The organism is Hungatella sp. L36 (genome assembly GCF_014288035.1).
Genome location: NZ_JACOPC010000006.1, coordinates 74,536 through 95,409 on the forward strand (window position 1 = coordinate 74,536; position 20,874 = coordinate 95,409).

A 20,874-nucleotide genomic window follows, 5' to 3' on the forward strand; every position below is an offset into this window, starting at 1 on the left:
GCAGACCGGAAAGCGGAGGCCTGTGGAACCGTGAACTGCAACACTTAGTCGTGAGACTCCACGCAGATCAGCACCCCATCCCGGAATGTGATAGTCCCCGTCTCCGCCTCCAGTTCGTTGCTGATACAGAGACTGGTACCGATCCGGATATCCCAGTTAGTCAGGGGATACTTGAAGCCTTTCAGCGTGATCCCGTGAACCTCCTCGGTAAGGGGGAGGAAGGAAATATATTTTCCCCAGGTTTCAGAGGAACGGTAAGTCTTTCCCTGATCCAAAATGTAGAGCCGGTTCTTCTCATCGACGATGGAAGCCTTCACGCCTTTTTGCAGGCACGCGTACAGCAGATGGATATTGCCGATGGAGTGGTCCAGCCTGCCGCCGGTGGCGCCCAGGATAACCATATCGCTGACGCCGGCCTCCATGGCGGTGCGGAGAGCAAGCTCCGTATCGGTCTCATCCTTTTCCGGCTGGTGCTGTTCGAAGGTTATGCCCTCTATCTGACCGTATTCCTCCAGAAGCTCGCCCTTCACCGTATCGAAATCACCGACAATGGCATCCGGCCTGATATCCAGCTGTTTTACAGCCGCCAGGCCGCCATCCACGGCAATCACCATGTCAAATGTCTTGTCCTTTAAAAAAGCACCGGCGAATGCACAGTCTATGCTTCCGCCGGTGATAATAAGGCCCGTCATTCCTGTTCCTCAAATATCTTCAAAAATGCCTTCGTGTTCGCCGTCACATCCCCTTTAAAGATCGCGGAACCGGCGACAAAGACGTTGGCCCCCGCCGCCATCAACTCCCGCACATTATCGCAGGTCACGCCGCCATCCACTTCAATATCCATGGACAGCCCCCGCATGTCGCATTTTTTCCTTAAAGCACGAATCTTTTCCAGAGTATAAGGAATGAACTTCTGTCCGCCGAATCCCGGATTCACGGTCATGAGCAGCACCATGTCCACCTGGTCGAGGATGCAGTCCAGCACGTCGACAGGCGTAGCCGGATTCAGCACGACTCCGGCCTTCAAACCGGCCTCCTTAATCTGGTTCACGGTGCGGTCCAAATGGGTACACGCCTCCACATGAACGCTGATGATGTCAGCTCCCGCTTCTTTCATGGCATCGATATAGCGGCCTGGCTCCCGGACCATCATATGGACATCAAATACCTTATCTGTACAGCTTCTCAAGCTGGCTATCACAGGCATGCCGAAGGATATGCTGGGAACGAAGTCGCCATCCATCACATCAAGATGGATGTACTGTGCTCCCGCGTCCGCGGCCTCGCATACCTGCTGCTCCAAATGTTTAAAATCTGCTCCCAAGATGGAAGGTGCTAATAGGAACATATCAATATCTCCTTTTATCTTTTAATTCCTGGTACAAAAGCTTGTAATTGTCATAACGGCTTTCGCTTATCCCCCCCTGGCGCACGGCCTCCTTGACTCCGCAGACCGGCTCGCCCACATGGACGCAGCCTAAGAACTTACAGTCTTCCTCGTAAGCCGCAAATTCAGGAAAATAATCCTTTAAGTTTCCGCACTCCAGTTCCTCTAAGTACATGGAGCTGAAGCCCGGGGTGTCCATCATGTACGTGTCCTTCCCGATGGCAAACAGCTCGCTGTGCCTCGTCGTATGCTTTCCTCTCTGGATCTTCTCGCTGATCTTTCCAGTCTCCATGCCTGCCTCCGGAAAGAGGAGGTTCGTGATGGAAGATTTCCCGACGCCCGAAGGGCCTGCCAGAACCGTTGTCTTTCCCTCTGTCAGCTCCCGAACCGCTTCCAGCCCTCTGTTTTCGTAGGTACTTGTAAAGTAGACGGGATAGCCCGCCGAGGAATAGATATTCCCCAGACGGTCCCTCTCCTCGTCTCCCGTTAAATCCGTCTTATTAAAACAGATCTTCACGGGAACATCCTGTACCTCCATCATCACGAGGAAGCGGTCCAGAAGGTTTAAGTTGGGCTCCGGATGGGTGATGGAAAAGATCACCAGCGCCTGATCGACATTGGCCACAGCAGGCCGGACCAGCTCGTTTTTGCGTGGAAGGATCTTGTCGATGTTGCCTTCCTTCTCCGCCTCGCTCAACACGGTAAATTCCACATTATCCCCTACCAGAGGTTTAATCTTTTTATTGCGGAACACGCCCTTTGCCTTGCATTCATAGACGTCTGTTCCGTTATCCACATAATAAAAACCTGCAATTCCTTTTATAATTTTTCCTGTCATACAATAGCCCTTATGACTGTGGAATGGGGACAAACGTAACCGGATAGGAATTGATTACTTCTCCCGTGTCCACATTGACAATCTGCACTTCACCGCTGGTCACGCCATAGGCGCCCTCAATGTTCTTGAAGACGACCGGAAGCTGCTGGTCTCCCGTGATCGTCACCGGCCCCATCAGATCCCTGACCTCGTCTTTTCCGTTTACCGTCTGCTTCAGCTGGATCTTTATATTCAGCTGGGTGCTGGCGGATCCCGGTCCTATTAAATTCTGGAGCGGATACGATTTCTCGATGGATGCCAGGTACTTGTATTTGGCCTGTTCCGCCGATCCGCTGCTGACCACGTAATCGATGGCCGTTCCGCCCTCTACCTGGGTATTGGGCGCAATGGTCTGACGAATGATGGTGCCTGCCGGCACCTCTTCCGAGGTTTCCTTCGTTACCGTTCCGGAAACCAGGCCCAGATCGGCCAGCATCTCCTCTCCGACCTCTTCCCCTTTGCCTGTAATATCAGGAACCGTTACCGGATTGGTCAGTGCCGGGCCTGTGCTGGCGATCACGCTGATCACAGCCCCTTCCTTTGCCTTATCCGGGCTGTAGCTGATGATCTTGCCGGACTCTACCGTATCGCTGCTCTGGTTCTGCACATTCACGACAAAGCCTTTGCCCTCCAGAAGCGATTTGGCCGCCTCCGCTGTAAGGGAATCCAGGCCCAGGGTGGTTAAATCGATCTCCGGATGCTCCGGTCCGTTGCTGATGACCACGGATACAGCCGAGTACTTATCTACAATCTCTCCCGCTTTCGGAGTCTGGGTAATGACATCTCCCTTTTTCACGGTATCAGAGAACTCATAATCGCCGATCTTCATGTCCAGACCGCCGTTCTCACGAAGCTTCTGCCGCGCAATATCTTCTGCCAATCCCTCGACCTCAGGCATGGTGGTCTGTTTTTCACCCAGAGTCGTCTCCTCCTGCATCGTAGTCTCCACAGTGGTCTCCGTCTCCTTGGGTGTTCCGGAACGGAACAGCCCGCCAAGTCTGGTAACCAGGAAGATAAGGACGATGACGATAAGAACCGCCACCACGATGCCCGCTGCCGTCAGAAGCTTTTCGATTCCCGGATTGATCTCCTCATCCGGTTCCCGCCGCTTCGTTCTTCCCGACGGGCCTCCGGCGTTTCCGGTATTCCGGCTGCTCCTGTGCTCCGGCTGGCGTTCCCGCACCGGTTCATTGCCATAGCGGCTGTTCCGGTTCTGCTGCGGTTCCGGCTGATTCCTGCGGCCGGAGCCGGAACGGATCTGCTCCAGCTCCGGCGCTCCGATGATCACCGTCTGGGATGTATCCATGGACGGAGCTGACGCCTGCACAAAATTCTCATCGGGCGTCACAAGGGCGCGCCGCAAGTCGGCGATCACCTCCTGCATGCTCCCGTACCGGTACTCCGGCTTCTTCTCCGTACATTTTAAAATGATGTTCTCAAAACCGACCGGAATCTCCTGATTGTAGTAGCTGGGCGGTGTGATCGGGTCTTCTAAGTGCGCCAGAGCCACCGTGACGGTGTTCTCCCCTTCAAAGGGCACCCGTCCGGCCGCCATCTCGTACATGGTGATACCCAGTGAATAGATATCACTGCGGGCGTCGCTGTATCCGCCTCTCGCCTGTTCCGGTGAAATGTAATGAACCGATCCCATAGCCGTAGCACTGAGCGTCTGAGTGGATGCGGCGCGGGCAATCCCGAAATCCGCAACCTTCACCTTTCCATCCCGCGCGATTATGATATTCTGCGGTTTGATATCCCGGTGAACGATTCCCTGCTCATGGGCGGCTGCGATCCCCTGCGCCACCTGGATTGCGATCCCGATGGCCTCCTTGCTGTCGAGACAGCCCTTTTTCAGGATGTAATTCTTAAGAGTGATGCCCTCGATCAGCTCCATAACGATATAATGAAGAGTTCCCTCATCCACGACATCATATACGTTTACAATGTTCGGATGGGACAGTCTGGCCGCAGCCTGGGCTTCCATCTTAAACTTGCTCACAAATCCGCTGTCTGAACTGAATTCCTCCTTCAGTACCTTAATGGCAACCTGCCGTTTCAGCTTATGGCACAGGGCCTTGTACACATCTGACATCCCGCCGGAACCGATCTTATCCAGTATTTCATATCTGTCCTGTAAAAATGTCCCTGGTCTCAAAATCATAAGCTTACCTCCCTGCCAATCTGCGGATCAACGAGTACCACTGCTATATTGTCCTTACCGCCATTGTCATTGGCTACCGTGATCAACTTCTCCGCTTTTTCCTCCAGCTCCAGATCAGAGCCGACAATCTCCTCCATCTCCACGTCCTCCAGCATATTGCTGAGTCCGTCAGAACACATGAGAATAAAGTCGCCCGGCTCCAGTCCTACCTCGAAGAAATCGACCAACAGCTTATCTTCTGTCCCAACTGCTCTCGTAATGATATTCTTTTTATCCTTATAATCCTTGCTTCCGCGCTCCAGACGCCCCAGGGAAACCAGTTCCTCCACATAGGAATGGTCTCTTGTCACCTGTCTGATCCTGTCTCTCACTAGATAGAGGCGGCTGTCTCCCACATTGGCCACATAAAGGGTATTCTCATCGGCCACCGCAGCCACCAGAGTCGTTCCCATACCGGAAAGTTCCGGTTTCTCCTTCGACTCCTGGTACAACATGGTGTTGACCTTTAATATGCCCTCCCGCAGAAGCGGAACAATCTGGGAATTTTCCGTATACTGAAGATACGACACCAGATTCTCTACAATATATCTGGAGGCATAGTCTCCGGCCTGATGACCGCCCATCCCATCCGCAACCACGAATAAGTTCGGCAGGCTCCCGACCGGCTCCACGCTGGCATATACGTAATCCTGATTGGCCGTACGCACTCTTCCCGTATCCGTCAATGCACAAGCTTTCATAGCGTCTTCTCACTCCCTTTTTGTTCCTGACATAAAAAACTCTTTCTAAGCTGGCCGCAGGCACCATGGATGTCCCGGCCCATTTCCCTTCTTATAGTAACATTAATTCCATTTTTTTCAAGCAGATTTTTAAATGCCTCTATGGCCTTCCTGTCCGACTGCACGTAATCCCGTTCCTTGATGGGATTCACCGGAATTAAGTTCACGTGGCCCTGCTGGTCCTTGATCAGTGCCGCCAGCGCCGCCGCTTCCTCCAGATTATCATTGACACCGGAAACGAGACTGTACTCAAAGGTCAGCCGTCTTCCCGTCTTCTCAAAATATGTATGACAGGCTTCCAGCACATCGTTCAGCTTATAGCGGTTCGCCACAGGCATCAGAGTCTTTCTCACCTCATCATCCGGCGCGTGGAGCGAGAGGGCCAGGGTGATGGCGAGCCCCTCATCAGCCAGCTTAAGGATTCCCGGAACAATGCCGCAGGTGGACAGTGTAATGTTTCGCTGGCTGATGTTCAGCCCATGCTCATCCGTCAGCAGGCGGATAAACTTCACCACATTGTCATAGTTATCCATAGGCTCTCCCGAACCCATGATCACCACATTGGAGATCCGCTCCCCTGTGAGATACTGAATCCGGTAGATCTGGTCCAGCATCTCCGCCGGCCTTAAATTCCGTTCCAGGCCATCCAGAGTGGAGGCGCAGAACCGGCAGCCCATACGGCAGCCGACCTGGGAGGAAATACATACGGAATTGCCGTGTTTATACCTCATTAAGACACTCTCGATAATATTGCCGTCTGAAAGGCCGAATAAATACTTTCTCGTCCCGTCAATGGCGGATATTTTCTCGTCCACAGTCTGAAGCGACGTATAGTCACACGTCTCCTTCAGCCGTTCCTTAAGGGACTTCGGAAGATTCGTCATCTCCTCGTATCCGGGGGCCAGCTTTTTGTGCATCCACTCGTAGAGCTGTTTTGCCCGGAACGCCTTCTCGCCGGAGGCTGTGATAAACGCCGTAAGTTCTTCTAAATTCAGAGATTTAATATCTGTCTTTTCCATTATCCTTATTTTTTCTGAAATGCCGCGATGAAAAATCCGTCACACGGGTGGATTCCCGGTAAGAGCTGGATATTCCCGGACCTCAACGAGGCCGCATTCAGTGTTTCTCCTAACTTTCCTTCTAAATTCATGGCGTCAAACGGATAATTCTCCAAAAACCACGCCGCATTCTCTTCATTTTCTTTCCGGTCAATGGTACAGGTGCTGTAAATCAGCTTTCCTCCTGGCTTCACGTAAGACTGAACCACAGAGAGGATCTCTCGCTGCAGAGCTGCCAGCTCCTCCATCTGTTCCATCGTCATCCGGTACTTGATATCCGGTTTCCTGCCTATGATCCCAAGCCCGGAGCACGGCAGATCGGCCAGAACAATGTCTGCCCTGCCTTCCCACGCCAGATCCGGCACAAGGGCGTCGTGCACCTCGGCACGGATGTTGGTAAAGCCCGACCGAACAATATTATCTTCGATAAGGGCCACCTTCTGCTCCGTCAAATCACGGACGATTACCATTCCGGTTCCCTTCAGTTTATCCGCGACGTGAAGGCTCTTTCCGCCGGGAGCGCCGCAGACATCGAGGCAGAGATCGCCTTCCTTCGGGTCCGCAATCTCGCCCACAAAGCTGGAGCTCATATCCTGAACTGAAATCAGGCCTTCGGCAAACGCATCAAGGCTCTCTAAATAATCGTACTTCGATAAATAGAGAACCGCTGCAGACAGCGGCGTCTCCTCCACCGTAACGCCCTGATTTTTCAGGCTTTCCATAATCTCCTGCTTCGAAGCCCGGTTCAAATTGCAGCGAACCGCCGTCCTGCTGGGCTTTAAGAAGGCTTTTACCATGGAAACCGCCGTCTCCTCTCCGTATGTACCCTTCCACATATCCAGAATCCAGGAAGGCATGGAGTATCGGACAGAATCATCCGGCCATTTCAGTTGTTCTTTATTTCTGGAAATATTGCGCAGAACGCCGTTGACAAAGCCCTTTAATCCGGTGAATTTCCGTTTCTGCGCCAGCTTTACCGCCTCGTTGCAGACAGCGGAGTCCGGCACACGGTCCATATAGAGAATCTGATAAACGGACATCCGCAGCAGTGTGCGGATGACCGGTTTCATCTTTTTTACTTTTACGCTGGAGTAAGAATTAATGACGTAATCCAGCTGAAGGGTGTATTCCACAGTACCTTCCACGGTGCGGGAGATAAAGGCCCGCTCCTGTTTGTCAAGATACTGGTATTTGCTCAGCGCCTGGCCCAGCACGATATGGCTGTAACCGCCCTTTTCCAGGATCTCGAGCAGTATATCCAGGATGATTTCCCGGCTGCTGTTTCCGTTAGTCATTGTCTCTGCGTCCTCCAAATAGAATCACGAGACGGAGCAGCTGGAGCACGGAAGCAGCCAGCGCGGCCACGTACGTGAGCGCCGCAGCGCCCAGCACCTTTCTCGTCTGATTTACTTCCTGGCCGCCAAGTATACCGACCTGGTCGAGCAGCGTAATCGCTCTCCTGGAGGCATTGAGCTCCACAGGAAGGGTGATGAGCTGGAAAATAACGGCCAGTGAAAAGAGAATCAGGCCGATATTCACGAGAGGCGATCCCATACCGCCGATCAGCACACCGATAATAATAAGCGGAAACGCCGCCTGCGAGCCGATATTGGCCACCGGAACGATCGCTCCGCGCAGCTTTAGGGGAACGTATCCCACGTTATCCTGCATGGCATGGCCGCACTCGTGAGCCGCCACGCCGATTGCCGCCACAGAGGTGGAATGGAATACCGACTCCGATAAATTGACGGTCTTCGTCCTCGGATCGTAGTGGTCTGTCAGCTGCCCCTTTACGGGACGGACGGTCACATCGTAGATGCCCTGTGAGTTTAAGAGGCGCTTTGCCGCGTCCTCCCCTGTCATTCCCGTCATGCTCCTGACCTTTGAATATTTGTTGAATGTGCTGTTCACCTTTGCGGATGCTGCCATAGACAGCACCGCACCTATAATTACAAGAATCCATGTGGGATCAAAATAATATCCCATTAAGCCGCCATAATACATGAATCAGACGCTCCTTTCGAAAACGGTTCCTTCTGCAATCTGGTATCCGCGCAGAAACGCGCCGGTATCCATACGCTTCTTCCCCTGAAGCTGCAGTTCCTTCACCGCAAGTGTTCCTTTTCCTGTCTTTACATACAGACAGTCTTTTCCTGTTTTCACAACCTGACCGCAGGCTCCCTCATACTCTTCTTCCAGTGCATCGGCCTCCCAGAGCTTGATCGTCTTTTCTTCCCAGCTCGTGTAAGCACTGGGCCACGGGTTTAATCCGCGGATCAGACGCTCAATGGAAGCCGCATCCTGATTCCAGTCGATATCTCCCATGGATTTCTTAAGCATTCCAAAGTAAGTCATCTTTTCTTCGTCCTGCACAGTCCGCACGGCGGTTCCGTCTTCCAGCTTCTTCAGCGTTTTTATAATCAGACGTCCTCCGATCGCGCTCAGCTTATCATGGAGGCTTCCGCCCGTCTCTTTTTCATCGAGAGCAACAGACTCCTGATCCAGGATATCTCCCGTATCCAGTGTCGGCGCCATCATCATGGTTGTGATTCCGCTGACGGATTCCCCGTTGATCACCGCGAACTGAATCGGAGCTGCGCCGCGGTACTTGGGAAGCAGGGAGGCGTGGATGTTCACACAGCCATATGGGGGAATATCGAGGATGGTCTTTGGAAGAAGCTGGCCGAAGGCCGCCACAACCATGGCGTCAGGCTTCATCTCCTTTAGCAGACTGACGAATTCCGGATCCCTCGCCTTCACCGGCTGGTAAACGGGAATTCCATACTCTAAAGCCTTTTCTTTAACGGGAGTCATCTGGACTAATTTTCCACGTCCTTTTGGCTTATCCGGCTGGGTCACCACCGCAATCACATCATGGCCCGCTTCCACCAGCGCCGTTAAGGCCGGCACTGAAAAGTCGGGCGTTCCCATAAATACGATCCGCATTTTACTCTTCACCTTCCTCTGTCTCATCCTCTTCCTGGTCCACATCGGTCAGCTCGCCTTCCACCTTGTCGACGAAGAGATCGCCGCTTAAATGGTCGCATTCGTGGCAGATGGCACGCGCCAGGAGACCTTCTCCAACCAGTTCGAATTCCTTCATCTCACAGTCAAACGCCTTTACCTTAACGTGGTCAGGACGGGTAACGACACCGGATTTTCCCGGTACGCTTAAGCAGCCCTCGCTGCCTGTCTGGCTTCCGCTCGTCTCGATGATGACCGGATTGATGAGTACGTACTGGTTCCCGTCCTCTACGTCGATCACCACGATCTGCTTCAGCACGCCTACCTGGGGGGCTGCAAGGCCTACGCCACAGGCTTCGTACATGGTTTCGAACATATCTTCAATTAAATCCTGGAGGCGCGGCGTTAATTCTTTTACCGGCTTGCAGTGTTTTCTTAAAATATCGTCTCCGATTGTTCTTATTTTTCTGATTGCCATTGTTGTTTATCCTCTCATTTTTTAAAGTTTGATTGTGCGTCCCGGGAGTCCGCAGTGCACCACCTCACGTCCGCTGCGCTCCCGTTCGGTGACGGGCTTCGCCCTATAAAAAGTGTCACTAAGATATTTTCTTATGTGCGAGCACAACGAAAATATCTTAATGCCACTTTTTGCACTGCTCATGAAAAATCATACTGTACCACAACCCCTTTAAATATCTCTGATTTCTCCTGTTGGAAGCAGTCGATATTATCCCTGATTTTAATTAGTATATCATAATTTTCTTGTTTCAAATATAAAATTTTTCTATATATATCATTAATTTTGTAAACGGAGGCGTCTACAGGCCCTATCATCTGGACTTTTTCCTCGTCTGCCTGGGGCGTTATATGGGCTGCGAGGCGATCCGCTGCCTCCACCAAAGCTGCCTCTGATTTCGATGCCATCTGCACGGTGAACAGCACATTGACCGGCGGATACTTCATCAGACGGCGATAGGCCATCTCCTGATGGTAGAAGGTTTCATAATCCTGCTCTGCGGCCGTGACAATGCTGTAGTGCTCCGGATTGTATGTCTGAATTATGACATCACCATGCCTCGCGTCACGCCCTGCACGGCCTGCGGCCTGGGTGAGCAGCTGAAAGGTCCGCTCGGCAGCCCGGTAATCCGGTGTGTACAGCGATAAATCAGCCGCCAGCACTCCCACCAGGGTGACATCGGGAAAGTCGTGGCCCTTTACGATCATCTGGGTTCCGATCAGAATATCGGCGTCCCCCTCCGCAAAGGCCGACAGGATCTCCTCATGGCCGCCCTTTTTTGAAGTCGTATCGAGATCCATGCGCAAGACCCTGGCCTGCGGAAACATCTTTTTTGCCATCATCTCAATTTTCTGGGTCCCTACTCCGAAATTGGCGATGTAAGGGGAACCGCAGCTGGGACATTTATCCGGCATGGGAATCGAATAGCCGCAGTAATGGCACACCAGACGGTTGTCCTTATGAAGCGTCAGCGTCACATCACAGTGGGGACACTTGATGGCCTCTCCGCAGGAACGGCAGGACACAAAGTTGGCATAGCCCCTCCTGTTGATGAACATCATGATCTGTTCCTTCTTCTCCAGACGGTCACCGATCATCTGCTGAAGCCGTCTGCTGAAAATGGACTTATTCCCATCCTTTAACTCTTCCCGCAGATCCACGACAGCCACATCGGCCAGCCTGCTGTCCGCCTTGGCTCTGGTATGCAGGCTGAACAGCCGGTATTCACCGCGGAGTGCCTTCGTGTACGCCTCCAGGGAGGGCGTCGCCGATCCCAGAACTACGGAAGCGTTCTGCATCTGCGCCCGTTTCACCGCCACATCCCTCGCATGGTACCGGGGCACTACCTCGCTCTTATAGGCGCCTTCATGCTCTTCGTCTATGATAATCAGTCCCAGCCTGGAAAACGGAGTAAACAGTGCGGAGCGCGGACCAATCATAATATCGATATCGCCGCCTCTGGCCCGCTCAAACTGATCGTACCGTTCCCCCGCCGACAATCTGGAATTGATGATGGAAACCCGGTTTCCGAACCGGCCGTAGAAACGCATGACCGTCTGGTAGGTAAGCGCGATCTCGGGGATCAGGACGATAACCTGCATTCCCTCACTTATGACTCTGGAAATCATCTCCATATAGACCTCGGTCTTGCCGCTTCCGGTAATGCCGTGGATCAGATACGTCTCCCGTTTTCCCGCTTCATAATCCTCACAGAATGCGTCTGCAGCCGCCTGCTGCTCCCCGTTTAAGTCCACAGCCTTCACTCTGCTGCCCGCGTCCTTTACGGGATTCCGGAAGATTTCCTCCGATTCCAGTGCCACATAGCCTTTTTCAATCACCGGCTTTAAGGTTGCCGCTGATAAGTTCATCTGGCCTGACGCCACCTCATACGGGATCAAAGGGTTCTCCTTCAATGCCTTGAAGAGCCGCACTCTCGCCTTATAGCTTTTTTTCTCCGCCTCCGCCGTCAATGCCTCCAGCTGTTCTTCCGGGATCAGGAGGCGCAGGACCTTCTTCTCCTTCGGCTTCACCTTCTGTTTCACCGGGAGCACCGTCTTTAATGCCTGGTTCATGGTGGAACCGTACTGTTCCTTCAGCCACCACGCCAGCATAATCAGCTGCGACTCTGCGGAAACACTGCCTTCCACGATACTGTCGATCTCTTTTATCTTATCCGCATCATAATCCGCGTGGTCCGTGATGCCGACCACATAGCCCTTCCTCAGAGAATTTCCCTTTCCAAACGGAATCTTCACCAGAACGCCTACGGAAATCCGGTCCTCAAGCTGGGGCGGGATTCTGTAATCAAAGGTGCGGTCCACTTTCTCATGAGAAATATCGATGATGATCTGGGCAAATCGTTTTGTCATTGCGTCAACTTCCTGTCTTCTTAATTTTGGCAGCCCTTCAGACGGCTGCCGCGTTTGTAATGATTCAGCCGTGCGGCAGTCTGCACCTCCGAAACGCTGCCGTTTCGAAATGAAATGACCCGACTTAGGCGCATCATATCGAAGCAAGTCGGGTTTGTATGTTACTAATTATAGGATTCTAAGGAAGAAAAGTCAACGCCGGATTACCCTTCCATCTCCCCATAGAAGTCCAGAAGCCGATAAATCCAGGTGTCAAGGCCGGAAAAATGATACCCTGCGCCTTCCGCCTTCTCCGTATTTATGGAAAATCCCGGAAATCCATTGTAAGGAGCTTCTTCCCCCTCCGTTGACAGGACTGCCTTCTTCCCCGTCTTTTCTTCCGTATAGCGGATGATCTCTCCGATGGTGATCGTCCCCGACGCAGCCGCATTCACAGGGCCTTCTAAGGTTGAATCGGCCAGAAACGCCAGGAAACGGCCGCATTCCTCCGCGGAAATGAAGCTTACGGGACAGTTTTCATTTTCCACCTGCATGGCAATCCCCTTCGCCGTATGGGCAGCGTAAAACCGGAGACGTTCCGTGTAATCATCCCTTCCAAGAACCACGGGGAAGCGCACCATCACGGACTCCTGTTCCGGAAATGCCTGCACCAGAGCTGCTTCCGCCTGCCTCTTTCCCGTTCCGTAATCGAATGCACTCCGCCCACCCCAGATGAGCGTTTCCCGGTACGGATCATAATCCGTCTCTCTCGTATTTTCCTTCAGTTCATAAACCGAGATGGAGGAAACCATGACATACCGCCTGCACCGGACTGTCTCAAGCGCAGTTTTCACGTCATTGGAGCAGTAGGCCAGATCATCATATACCACATCGAATTCTCTGCCGGAAAATGCGGCGCGCATGGATTCCTCCCGGATGCGGTCCACCCGGATTTCTTCCACCGGGGCGATAAAGCGCGGTTTTGCGTTTCCCCGGGTAGCCACAGCAACCTCATGCCCCTGTAAAAGCAGTGTATTCACCAGATGAACTCCGAAAAAACGTGTGCCGCCAAGAACCAGTATTTTCATAATTTCATGTTTCCCTTCTTAGCCGCAGATATCCTCGTAAAGGTTATCATAGCGGCGGTGAACCGGCAGCTTTTCTCCGATATTCCACAGAAATCTGCCTTCCAGCGAGTAAGCATCTATGTTGTCTTCTTCCCGATCCATAAGGACAAGGACTTCCTCCTCCAGCCGCCGCATATCCAGCGCCTCCCCTTCGATTTCAAACGAAAAAGCACCGCTGCTGTCCCCGTCTTCCAGAAACTGCGGCTCCAGCCGGATTCTGGAATGGTCCGGCTCTTTTGCCGGTTCGATGCGGTACAGGTATTTGGAATCCGAATACTCCCTCGATTCACTGATCTCAATGATACGGCTGATCTGGTAGTCGTACTCCCAGTGAGGACGCGCAAACCAGCGGTTCAGCAGTTCGATGTACCGCTCGGCGCACTGTGCAAAAAACGCCCAGTCCACAGCCGGCGCCAGCCACTCCAGAGCCTTTCCGAACCATAGTCTGCGGTAGTCGTACCGGCAGTGGTACTTCCAGAAGGCCTCTTCCTGCTCTGAGACCTTCACTACCCATTCATACGCCTTTTTTTCAATTATAAAAGCCAGAAAGCGGTTTTTCGCCGCCTCCGCCTCTTCCTCCAGGATCGTGATGGAGCTGGAGCCCCGGTCGCCGCAGGAAACCATAAAGTATCCGTAGTCCCGGTGGTATCCGCAGGCCTGCCGGTACGGCTCAGACTCAGTGTAAGTCTCCGCCTTTGCCCCGCATCCGGAAGCGTCCAGTTCCTGGTTCAGCAGCGCTAAGAAGGAGGCCCAGATCTTCTGCTCCTCCGAGCGCCCCTTCCTCTGTTTTTTCACGGAAAATGCAGAATCATACAGCAGTTCTGCAAGTGTCTGTTCTTCCATCTCTTCCTTCCCATCCTGTCATTATTATTTCCGCGGCCAGTGAGCCGGGCGGGCATGCCGGCATGTCCATCCGGCGGCTGCCGCGGTCAGCAGCCCAGCAGACCCAGCACCGCTTCCGCAGGCATCAGATCGGCAAATCGGCCGGCCCAGATTTTCTCTTCATAAAACCTCACAGTCGCTTCCCCGGACATGAACTCGTTGTCATACGTGGTCGTGGCGCCTGTCGGTATCACCACGCCGTACCCCAGTTCGAAAGCGGCCTTACAGGTGGCATCGATGCAGTATTCCGTCTGCATACCCATGAGAATCAGGTCGGTAATCTGTTTTTCCTTTAAATACTCCTCCAGATCAGTCTCCAGGAACGCACTGTTGAAGCTCTTATCAAAAATCCGTTCTCCCGTTTTCGGTTCCACCGCCTCATGAATCTTCCAGCCTTCCGTTCCGCTCTCCAGCTCGTCTCCTGCACCGCCGTCGTGTCTGACATAGATAATTTCAGTTCCGGCCTTCCGCGCGCTATCCGCCAGATTCTCCAGTTCCTGTAAAAACTCCTCTTCCCTGTATGGATGTGCCTCCACCAGTGCTTTCTGTACATCAACAATCAATACGGCCATTTTCCCCATATTATTTTCTCCTTTCCTGTATCTCAGAATTTATTTCCGCCCAGAAGCTCCATCTCATCCCGCATCGCAGTGAATCCGAAGGCTTCATAAAGCGGCCGTCCCGCAGCAGTGGCTTCCAGCATGACAGCATCAATCTGTCTCATCTCTGCTTCCGCCGTCAGCAGCTCCAGCACCCTGCGCGCAATCCCCCGCCGTCTGTAGTCCGGACGGGTGTACATGTTCATAATATATGCCTTTTTCCCGGAAGGATTATGGTAAGTGGGCATCACCTGGTAAAAGCTGACGGCTCCCGTTCCAACCACCTCTTCCCCGTCAAAGACCAGCCATGCGGCGTGACTGTCTTCCGGAAAACACGTCTCGTAATAGCGGCGTGATTCCAGCTCTGTCCGGGACAGATCCACGTCTTCCTCAAGGCCGTTAGCGGCACGCAGCACCTCCAGCCGCAGCCTGGTCAGAAGCTCTCTGTCATGGCTTCCCGCCCTTCTGTACAGAAGACTTTCCGTCTTTTCCGCACAGATCATCTTTTTCCCGGAGATCAGCCGCTTCTCCGGCGCCTTCGCACTGCTGTCACAGCCCTGTTCTCCGCCCTGCTCCTCCGCTGCCGCGGCCTGACGCAGATGTTGAAAAAGCAATGGCTGAATCTCCGGATAGGTCCAGTTATCCGGCGGTTTCTCGAAACACTCAATTTTTTCCATCTCAAACGCGGGAGGAAGCTGGTCAAAACGGCTGATCTCCGCATAAAACAGCATTCCCAAGGATTCCGCCTGCTTCTCTCCGGACTGCGCCTGGTCAGTCACAGAATACACAGAAACCGGAACCATCCGGTACTCCGCGGCTCCCGTTTCCTCGTACAGCTCCCGCACCGCTGCGGCTTCTATCGTCTCTCCCGCTTCCCGGTGCCCGCCGGGGAACTCCCATGTGCTGCGCTCTTTATGCTTGCAGAGTACCCACCGGCCCTGATATTTCGCAGCGATTACTGCAAACTGAAGCAGCTCGTCATCTGCCTTTTCATAAAATGCCACCTGTTTCATATCATGCCGCCTTTTATCAGATTTTTCCTCTTCCAGTTTCCGGTATTACCGTTCTGGCTGTGCATCACCGGTTCTCATCAATCGGCCGGCCTAATTTTTTCTCAAGCCGCCATCCGGGAGCCGGACCGTCGTCTCCCCAGTATTCCTCCAGGGATGCGATTTTCTCCCCATCGAACCGGTAAAAGGAGACTGCGTGAAAGGAAGTGCCGTCTTCCGTGCACCAGACTCTGGCAGCGGTAACCGCGGTATCCTCCTTCTGCTCCATACGTTCTATGTTTCCTTCCCAGCGGCCCGGATATTCACAGTTCGCCCGGATATATTCCGAAACTGTAAACTGCTCGTTGGTGCAGTGCCACCGGATCACGGCATCTTCCCGGAACCACCGCTTCAATCCGGCCTCATTCTGCTTGATCACATCCTGAAAAAATTGTCTGATCACTGCCTCTCTGTCCATATCTATACTCCGTTTTCCGTTGTCTGTTTTTCCAAAAATACAGCTGCCACTTTTCCCAGTTCCATGCTGTTGGAGCCTTTAAAGAGCACCGTATCCCCTTCTCTGAGTTCCGTTTTCAGCCATTCAATCAAGGACTCCCGGTCCATAAACTCGTAGACGCGGATCCCGGGCGCCTGTTCCCTGACGCCGCGCGCAATTTCCCTGGCCAGTTCTCCGAGAACAGCCAGCTTATCGACGGGATTTTCGGCGATATAAGTCCCGATTTCATAGTGGAACCGCGGGGAATCCGGCCCCAGCTCCTTCATATCCGCCAGGACAGCCACCCGGGCTCTCGAACCTTCGATGGAATTTAATACCTCCAGGCCGGCCTTCATGGATACCGGGCTGGCATTATAGGTATCATCAATGATTGTCATGCCGCCCACATGGTATATCTGCTGCCGGTTCTTAAACCCGGTAAATTCCGCCAGCCGCTCCGCAGCGTCCCTCATCGGAATTCCGCAGACAGAGGCCACCGCCAGCGACACCATGGCGTTTGCCACGTTATGGCTTCCCATCACCTTTAAGCGGACCGGTACACGCTCTTCTCCGCATACCGCCGTAAATACCGGATAGCCGTTCTCCAGATGGACATCGACTGCGCGGTAATGACAGTTTTCTCCAGTTCCGTAGTAGATGGTTTCAAAACCGTCTCTCGCCGTCGTCTTCTTTAAGAGATCGTCGTCTCCGTTCAGGAACAGAATTCCGTGCTCCGTCAGACCATCCTGAATGCTCAGCTTCTCACGGTAGATATTTTCCTGGGATCCCAGCTGTTCGATGTGGGTGATTCCGATATTGGTGATAACCGCCATCTGAATCTGGGCGATGTTCGCAATGATCGTCAGTTCTCCAGGTTCACTCATCCCCAGCTCGATCACGCCGATCTCGTCCTGACTGGAGATCTCCGTCATGGTGATCGGAACGCCGACCTGGCTGTTGTGATTCGCCGGGGTCTTGTAGACGCGGTATTTGGCAGACAGGGCGCAGGCCACCATCTCCCTCGTCGTCGTCTTGCCCACACTGCCGGTGATTCCCACCAGAGGAAGATTCAGGCGGCGTCTGTACCAGGCGCCCAGGGCCTGTAATGCCCTCTTTGTATCAGCCACGCGGATCCATGGCCGGCTATCATCCATCACGTCGTGTTCACTCGTAAATGTTGCCGCCGCGCCGTTATCAAACGCCTGCCCGATAAAGCGGTGGGCATCCACCTTTTCTCCCACCAGGGGAACGAATAAATCATTTCCTTTCATGGTCCGGGAATCGATGCTTAAATGGTCCAGCGGCGTATCCGCACTGCCGCAGAGCAGCCTTCCTCCTGTGGCCTCCAGAATTTCCTTAACCGTGATATGTTCCATCTTCCTGTCTTCCTTCCTGTCTTCACTTAGAGTGTGCCTGAATCAGCCATACTCCAGCAAATGCCGGAAGGGATCACCACTTCCGGCATCTTTTTTTCATCACTCTATTCACTTTATTCCATCACTCTATTCACTTTATTTCATCACTCTATTCGCTTTTTTCCAATTCTGCCGCAATCTCCAGCACCACTTCCCGGTCGGAAAAATGGTGGCGGACGCCGTTCACTTCCTGATAATCCTCATGACCCTTGCCGATGACCGCAATCATATCTCCCGGTCTGGCGTGGATCATGCTGTAGGCGATCGCTTCACGCCGGTCCGGAATCTCAATAAAGTCACCGCCGGTCTTTTCGATTGAGGAGCGGATATCCGCGATGATATCCTCGGTCTTCTCAAATCTGGAATTATCGGCCGTCAGTATGGAGAAGTCGGCCAGCCTTCCGGCGCTGTCGCCCATGGAGTACCGTCTGTCCTTCGAGCGGTTTCCCCCGCATCCGAACACGCAGACAAGCCTTGCCGGGTGATACTCGCGCAGCGTTTCCAAAAGGCTCTCCATGCTGACCGCATTGTGGGCATAGTCCACAATCACCGTGCACTTCTTCGACGCATACACGATCTCCATGCGCCCGTTGACGCTCAGATGCTCCAGCGCATGGCGCACGTTTTCCTTGGGAAGGTCTAAAAAGCTGCATACGCTGATGGCTGCCAGCGCATTATATACATTGAATCTGCCGGGTATATTCACCCGGGCCTCCAGCGCATACCGCCCCGCCACATTGAATTCAAGCCCCACAAATTCCGGCTCGCTCACGTAGTGAATCTGCTTTGCCATGAAATCCGCTTCCTGCTCCAGGCTGAAGGAGGTCAGTTCGCAGGAGGCGTCTTTGATAATCTCGTGGTAATGCTCGTCATCCCGGTTCACAATGCCGATCCGGCAGCGGTCCAGCAGCTGTGATTTATAATATAAGTATTCATTAAAATCTGCGTGCTCATCCGGTCCGATATGATCCGGAGAAATGTTGGTGAACAAGCCGTAATCAAAACGGATGCCATCCACACGGTGCATCTTGAACGCCTGGGATGATACCTCCATCACCATATATTCACATCCGGCCTGCGCCATGCGTTCAAAGCTCTCAAAAAGCTGGTAGGATTCCGGCGTCGTGTTCATGGTAGGCGTCACCTCACTGCCGATCACAATACCGGTCGTGCCGATCATGCCCACCTTCTTCCCACAGCTTTCCAGAATCGCCTTTATCATATGGGTCGTTGTCGTCTTCCCTTTCGTCCCCGTCACCCCGATGGTGATCATCTTCTCCTGCGGATAGCCGAACCGGGCGGCGGACAAGAGCGCCAGCGCCTCCCTGGAACTATGTACACGGATCGCGGTTACACCGGCGGGAATCTCGGCCTGGCGTTCCACCACCAGAACCCTTACCCCCGCCTTCACCACCTCCGGAATAAACTCGTGGGAATCAACCTTCGTTCCCTTTGTGCACACAAACACCACATGCTCCCTGGCTTTCCTGGAATCATAGATGACATCCTCCACTTCGATGTCCAAATCCCCAGAAATTACGTCATATTCCAGCTCTTCAAGCCACTCTCTGAATTTCATAGATCCTCCATCAGAATAATCCGGTGATTACTCCGTCGTTATTTACGTCAATATTATTAGCCGCCGGTACCTTCGGAAGACCCGGCATGGTCATGATTGCTCCGGTCAGTACTACCACGAAGCCGGCGCCTGCCGATACATAGGCGTCTCTCACATTAATTAGGAAACCGCTTGGACGGCCTAATTTCGTCTGGTCATCCGATAAGGAATACTGGGTCTTCGCCATGCAGACAGGAAGTCCGCCAAATCCCATATCCTCTATTTTCTTTAATGCCTTCGAAGCCGCCGGTGCAAAGGACACGCCGTCTGCTCCGTAGATTTCCTTCGCTACGGCTGCGATCTTCTCCTTTAATCCGGCTTCGTCCGGATACAGCGGTTTGTAGTGGCTCTCCTTGTTTTCCAATGTATAGAGCACCTTCTCCGCAAGGGCGATACCGCCCTCTCCGCCCTTTTCCCATACCTCGGAAAGTGCGAACTCACAGCCTCTGTCCTCACAGAATTTCTTCACAAACTGATATTCCGCTTCGGTATCCGTGATGAAGGAATTAAGGGTCACGATAACCGGCACATCGTACTTCTGCATGTTTTCGATGTGCTTCTCCAGGTTCACGATTCCTCTTGCAAGAGCCTCTAAATTCTCTTCCTTCAGCTGATCCTTCGGAACGCCTCCGTTATACTTGAGAGCCCTGACCGTAGCCACCAGCACGATGGCATCCGGCTTTAAGCCCGCCATACGGCACTTGATATCCAGGAATTTCTCTGCGCCCAAATCCGCGCCGAAGCCCGCCTCCGTCACGACAATATCGGCCAGCTTTAAGGCCGTCTTCGTGGCGCGCACGCTGTTGCAGCCGTGAGCGATATTGGCAAACGGGCCGCCGTGTACGATCGCTCCCGTGTGCTCCAAAGTCTGGATCAGATTCGGCTTTAAGGCGTCCTTCAGCAGAGCGGCCATGGCGCCCACCGCGTTTAACTGGGCGGCCGTCACCGGCTCTCCCGCATAATTATATGCGACAATAATTCTTCCTAATCGTTCTTTTAAGTCGTTCATATCATCGGCCAGACATAAGATCGCCATGATCTCAGATGCGACGGTGATGACAAAATGGTCTTCCCTCACGAATCCGTCCGCTTTCGCGCCCAGACCCACTACCACATTTCTTAAGGCGCGGTCGTTCATGTCGAGGCAGCGTTTCCACAGAATCTGACGGGTATCGATTCCCAGAGCATTGCCCTGATGGATGTGATTGTCCAGAAGCGCGGCTAATAAGTTATTCGCCGAGGTGATAGCGTGGAAATCTCCGGTAAAATGAAGGTTTAAGTCCTCCATCGGCACAACCTGGGCGTATCCGCCGCCGGCAGCGCCGCCTTTGATGCCGAAGCACGGTCCTAAGGACGGCTCACGCAGCGCGATGATGGCCTTTTTGTCCATCTTTCCAAACGCTTCGCCCAGTCCGACCGTGGTCGTGGTCTTTCCCTCTCCGGCCGGAGTCGGGTTGATGGCTGTAACCAGAACCAATTTTCCATCCGGTCTGTCCTTCACCTCTTCCCAGAGCTCATCGGTCAGTTTTGCCTTATACCTGCCGTAAAGTTCCAGATCCTCCTCACTGATTCCGTAGGAAGCCGCCACCTCCTTAATCGGAATCATCGCTGCCTCCTGTGCGATCTCAATATCTGTTTTCATCTGTGAATGTCCTCC

General features: G+C 53.2%; 19 protein-coding genes. All 19 read right to left on the reverse strand.

Going from position 1 to position 20,874, the window contains the following annotated elements:
- Positions 1-44 precede the first annotated feature (44 nt).
- Positions 45-692, reverse strand: coding sequence for a thiamine diphosphokinase (locus H8S80_RS15965; RefSeq protein WP_117633310.1), 648 nt, complete (start codon positions 690-692; stop codon positions 45-47).
- Positions 689-1,348, reverse strand: a complete 660-nt coding sequence (gene rpe / locus H8S80_RS15970; RefSeq protein ID WP_117633309.1) for a ribulose-phosphate 3-epimerase — start codon at positions 1,346-1,348, stop codon at positions 689-691. The genes H8S80_RS15965 and rpe overlap by 4 nt, the downstream gene beginning before the upstream one ends.
- A 1-nt stretch (position 1,349) precedes the next feature.
- A complete protein-coding gene (rsgA, locus tag H8S80_RS15975; RefSeq protein WP_117633308.1) occupies positions 1,350-2,225 on the reverse strand; it encodes a ribosome small subunit-dependent GTPase A in 876 nt (291 codons plus the stop codon).
- 10 nt (positions 2,226-2,235) lie between these two features.
- Positions 2,236-4,425 carry a Stk1 family PASTA domain-containing Ser/Thr kinase gene (gene pknB / locus H8S80_RS15980; protein WP_117633307.1) on the reverse strand — a complete coding sequence of 730 codons (2,190 nt, stop codon included), beginning with the start codon at positions 4,423-4,425 and terminating at the stop codon, positions 2,236-2,238.
- Positions 4,422-5,165: a Stp1/IreP family PP2C-type Ser/Thr phosphatase gene (locus H8S80_RS15985; protein WP_002603941.1), complete on the reverse strand. Its 744-nt coding sequence runs from the start codon at positions 5,163-5,165 to the stop codon at positions 4,422-4,424. The genes pknB and H8S80_RS15985 overlap by 4 nt, the downstream gene beginning before the upstream one ends.
- Positions 5,162-6,223, reverse strand: coding sequence for a dual-specificity RNA methyltransferase RlmN (gene rlmN, locus H8S80_RS15990; RefSeq protein ID WP_029466339.1), 1,062 nt, complete (start codon positions 6,221-6,223; stop codon positions 5,162-5,164). The genes H8S80_RS15985 and rlmN overlap by 4 nt, the downstream gene beginning before the upstream one ends.
- A gap of 5 nt (positions 6,224-6,228) precedes the next feature.
- Positions 6,229-7,557 carry a 16S rRNA (cytosine(967)-C(5))-methyltransferase RsmB gene (gene rsmB, locus H8S80_RS15995; RefSeq protein WP_117633306.1) on the reverse strand — a complete coding sequence of 443 codons (1,329 nt, stop codon included), beginning with the start codon at positions 7,555-7,557 and terminating at the stop codon, positions 6,229-6,231.
- Positions 7,550-8,266 carry a zinc metallopeptidase gene (locus H8S80_RS16000; RefSeq protein WP_002603938.1) on the reverse strand — a complete coding sequence of 239 codons (717 nt, stop codon included), beginning with the start codon at positions 8,264-8,266 and terminating at the stop codon, positions 7,550-7,552. Before H8S80_RS16000 ends, rsmB begins: the two co-directional genes overlap by 8 nt.
- Positions 8,267-8,269: 3 nt before the next feature.
- Positions 8,270-9,208: a methionyl-tRNA formyltransferase gene (fmt, locus tag H8S80_RS16005; RefSeq protein WP_181988042.1), complete on the reverse strand. Its 939-nt coding sequence runs from the start codon at positions 9,206-9,208 to the stop codon at positions 8,270-8,272.
- A gap of 1 nt (position 9,209) precedes the next feature.
- On the reverse strand, positions 9,210-9,704 hold the full coding sequence (def, locus tag H8S80_RS16010; RefSeq protein ID WP_025529292.1) for a peptide deformylase: 495 nt from the start codon (positions 9,702-9,704) through the stop codon (positions 9,210-9,212).
- A gap of 179 nt (positions 9,705-9,883) precedes the next feature.
- A complete protein-coding gene (gene priA / locus H8S80_RS16015) occupies positions 9,884-12,112 on the reverse strand; it encodes a replication restart helicase PriA (protein WP_117633304.1) in 2,229 nt (742 codons plus the stop codon).
- Between the two features lie 203 nt (positions 12,113-12,315).
- Positions 12,316-13,179 carry an NAD-dependent epimerase/dehydratase family protein gene (locus tag H8S80_RS16020; RefSeq protein ID WP_117633303.1) on the reverse strand — a complete coding sequence of 288 codons (864 nt, stop codon included), beginning with the start codon at positions 13,177-13,179 and terminating at the stop codon, positions 12,316-12,318.
- A gap of 18 nt (positions 13,180-13,197) precedes the next feature.
- Positions 13,198-14,061, reverse strand: coding sequence for a cytosolic protein (locus tag H8S80_RS16025; protein WP_117633302.1), 864 nt, complete (start codon positions 14,059-14,061; stop codon positions 13,198-13,200).
- Positions 14,062-14,147: 86 nt separating this feature from the next.
- Positions 14,148-14,681, reverse strand: coding sequence for a cysteine hydrolase family protein (locus H8S80_RS16030; RefSeq protein WP_055652858.1), 534 nt, complete (start codon positions 14,679-14,681; stop codon positions 14,148-14,150).
- Positions 14,682-14,704: 23 nt separating this feature from the next.
- Positions 14,705-15,712, reverse strand: coding sequence for a GNAT family N-acetyltransferase (locus tag H8S80_RS34855; protein WP_117633301.1), 1,008 nt, complete (start codon positions 15,710-15,712; stop codon positions 14,705-14,707).
- Between the two features lie 64 nt (positions 15,713-15,776).
- Entirely contained in the window at positions 15,777-16,166 is a 390-nt protein-coding gene (locus H8S80_RS16040) for a nuclear transport factor 2 family protein (RefSeq protein WP_002603930.1), read from the reverse strand.
- A 2-nt stretch (positions 16,167-16,168) separates the two neighbouring features.
- On the reverse strand, positions 16,169-17,560 hold the full coding sequence (locus H8S80_RS16045) for a UDP-N-acetylmuramoyl-tripeptide--D-alanyl-D-alanine ligase (protein WP_117633300.1): 1,392 nt from the start codon (positions 17,558-17,560) through the stop codon (positions 16,169-16,171).
- A 148-nt stretch (positions 17,561-17,708) separates the two neighbouring features.
- On the reverse strand, positions 17,709-19,178 hold the full coding sequence (locus H8S80_RS16050) for a UDP-N-acetylmuramoyl-L-alanyl-D-glutamate--2,6-diaminopimelate ligase (RefSeq protein WP_117633299.1): 1,470 nt from the start codon (positions 19,176-19,178) through the stop codon (positions 17,709-17,711).
- Positions 19,179-19,188: 10 nt separating this feature from the next.
- The gene (locus H8S80_RS16055) at positions 19,189-20,859 is read right to left on the reverse strand and encodes a formate--tetrahydrofolate ligase (RefSeq protein WP_117633298.1); all 1,671 of its coding nucleotides are present in this window, start codon (positions 20,857-20,859) and stop codon (positions 19,189-19,191) included.
- Positions 20,860-20,874: the final 15 nt, after the last annotated feature.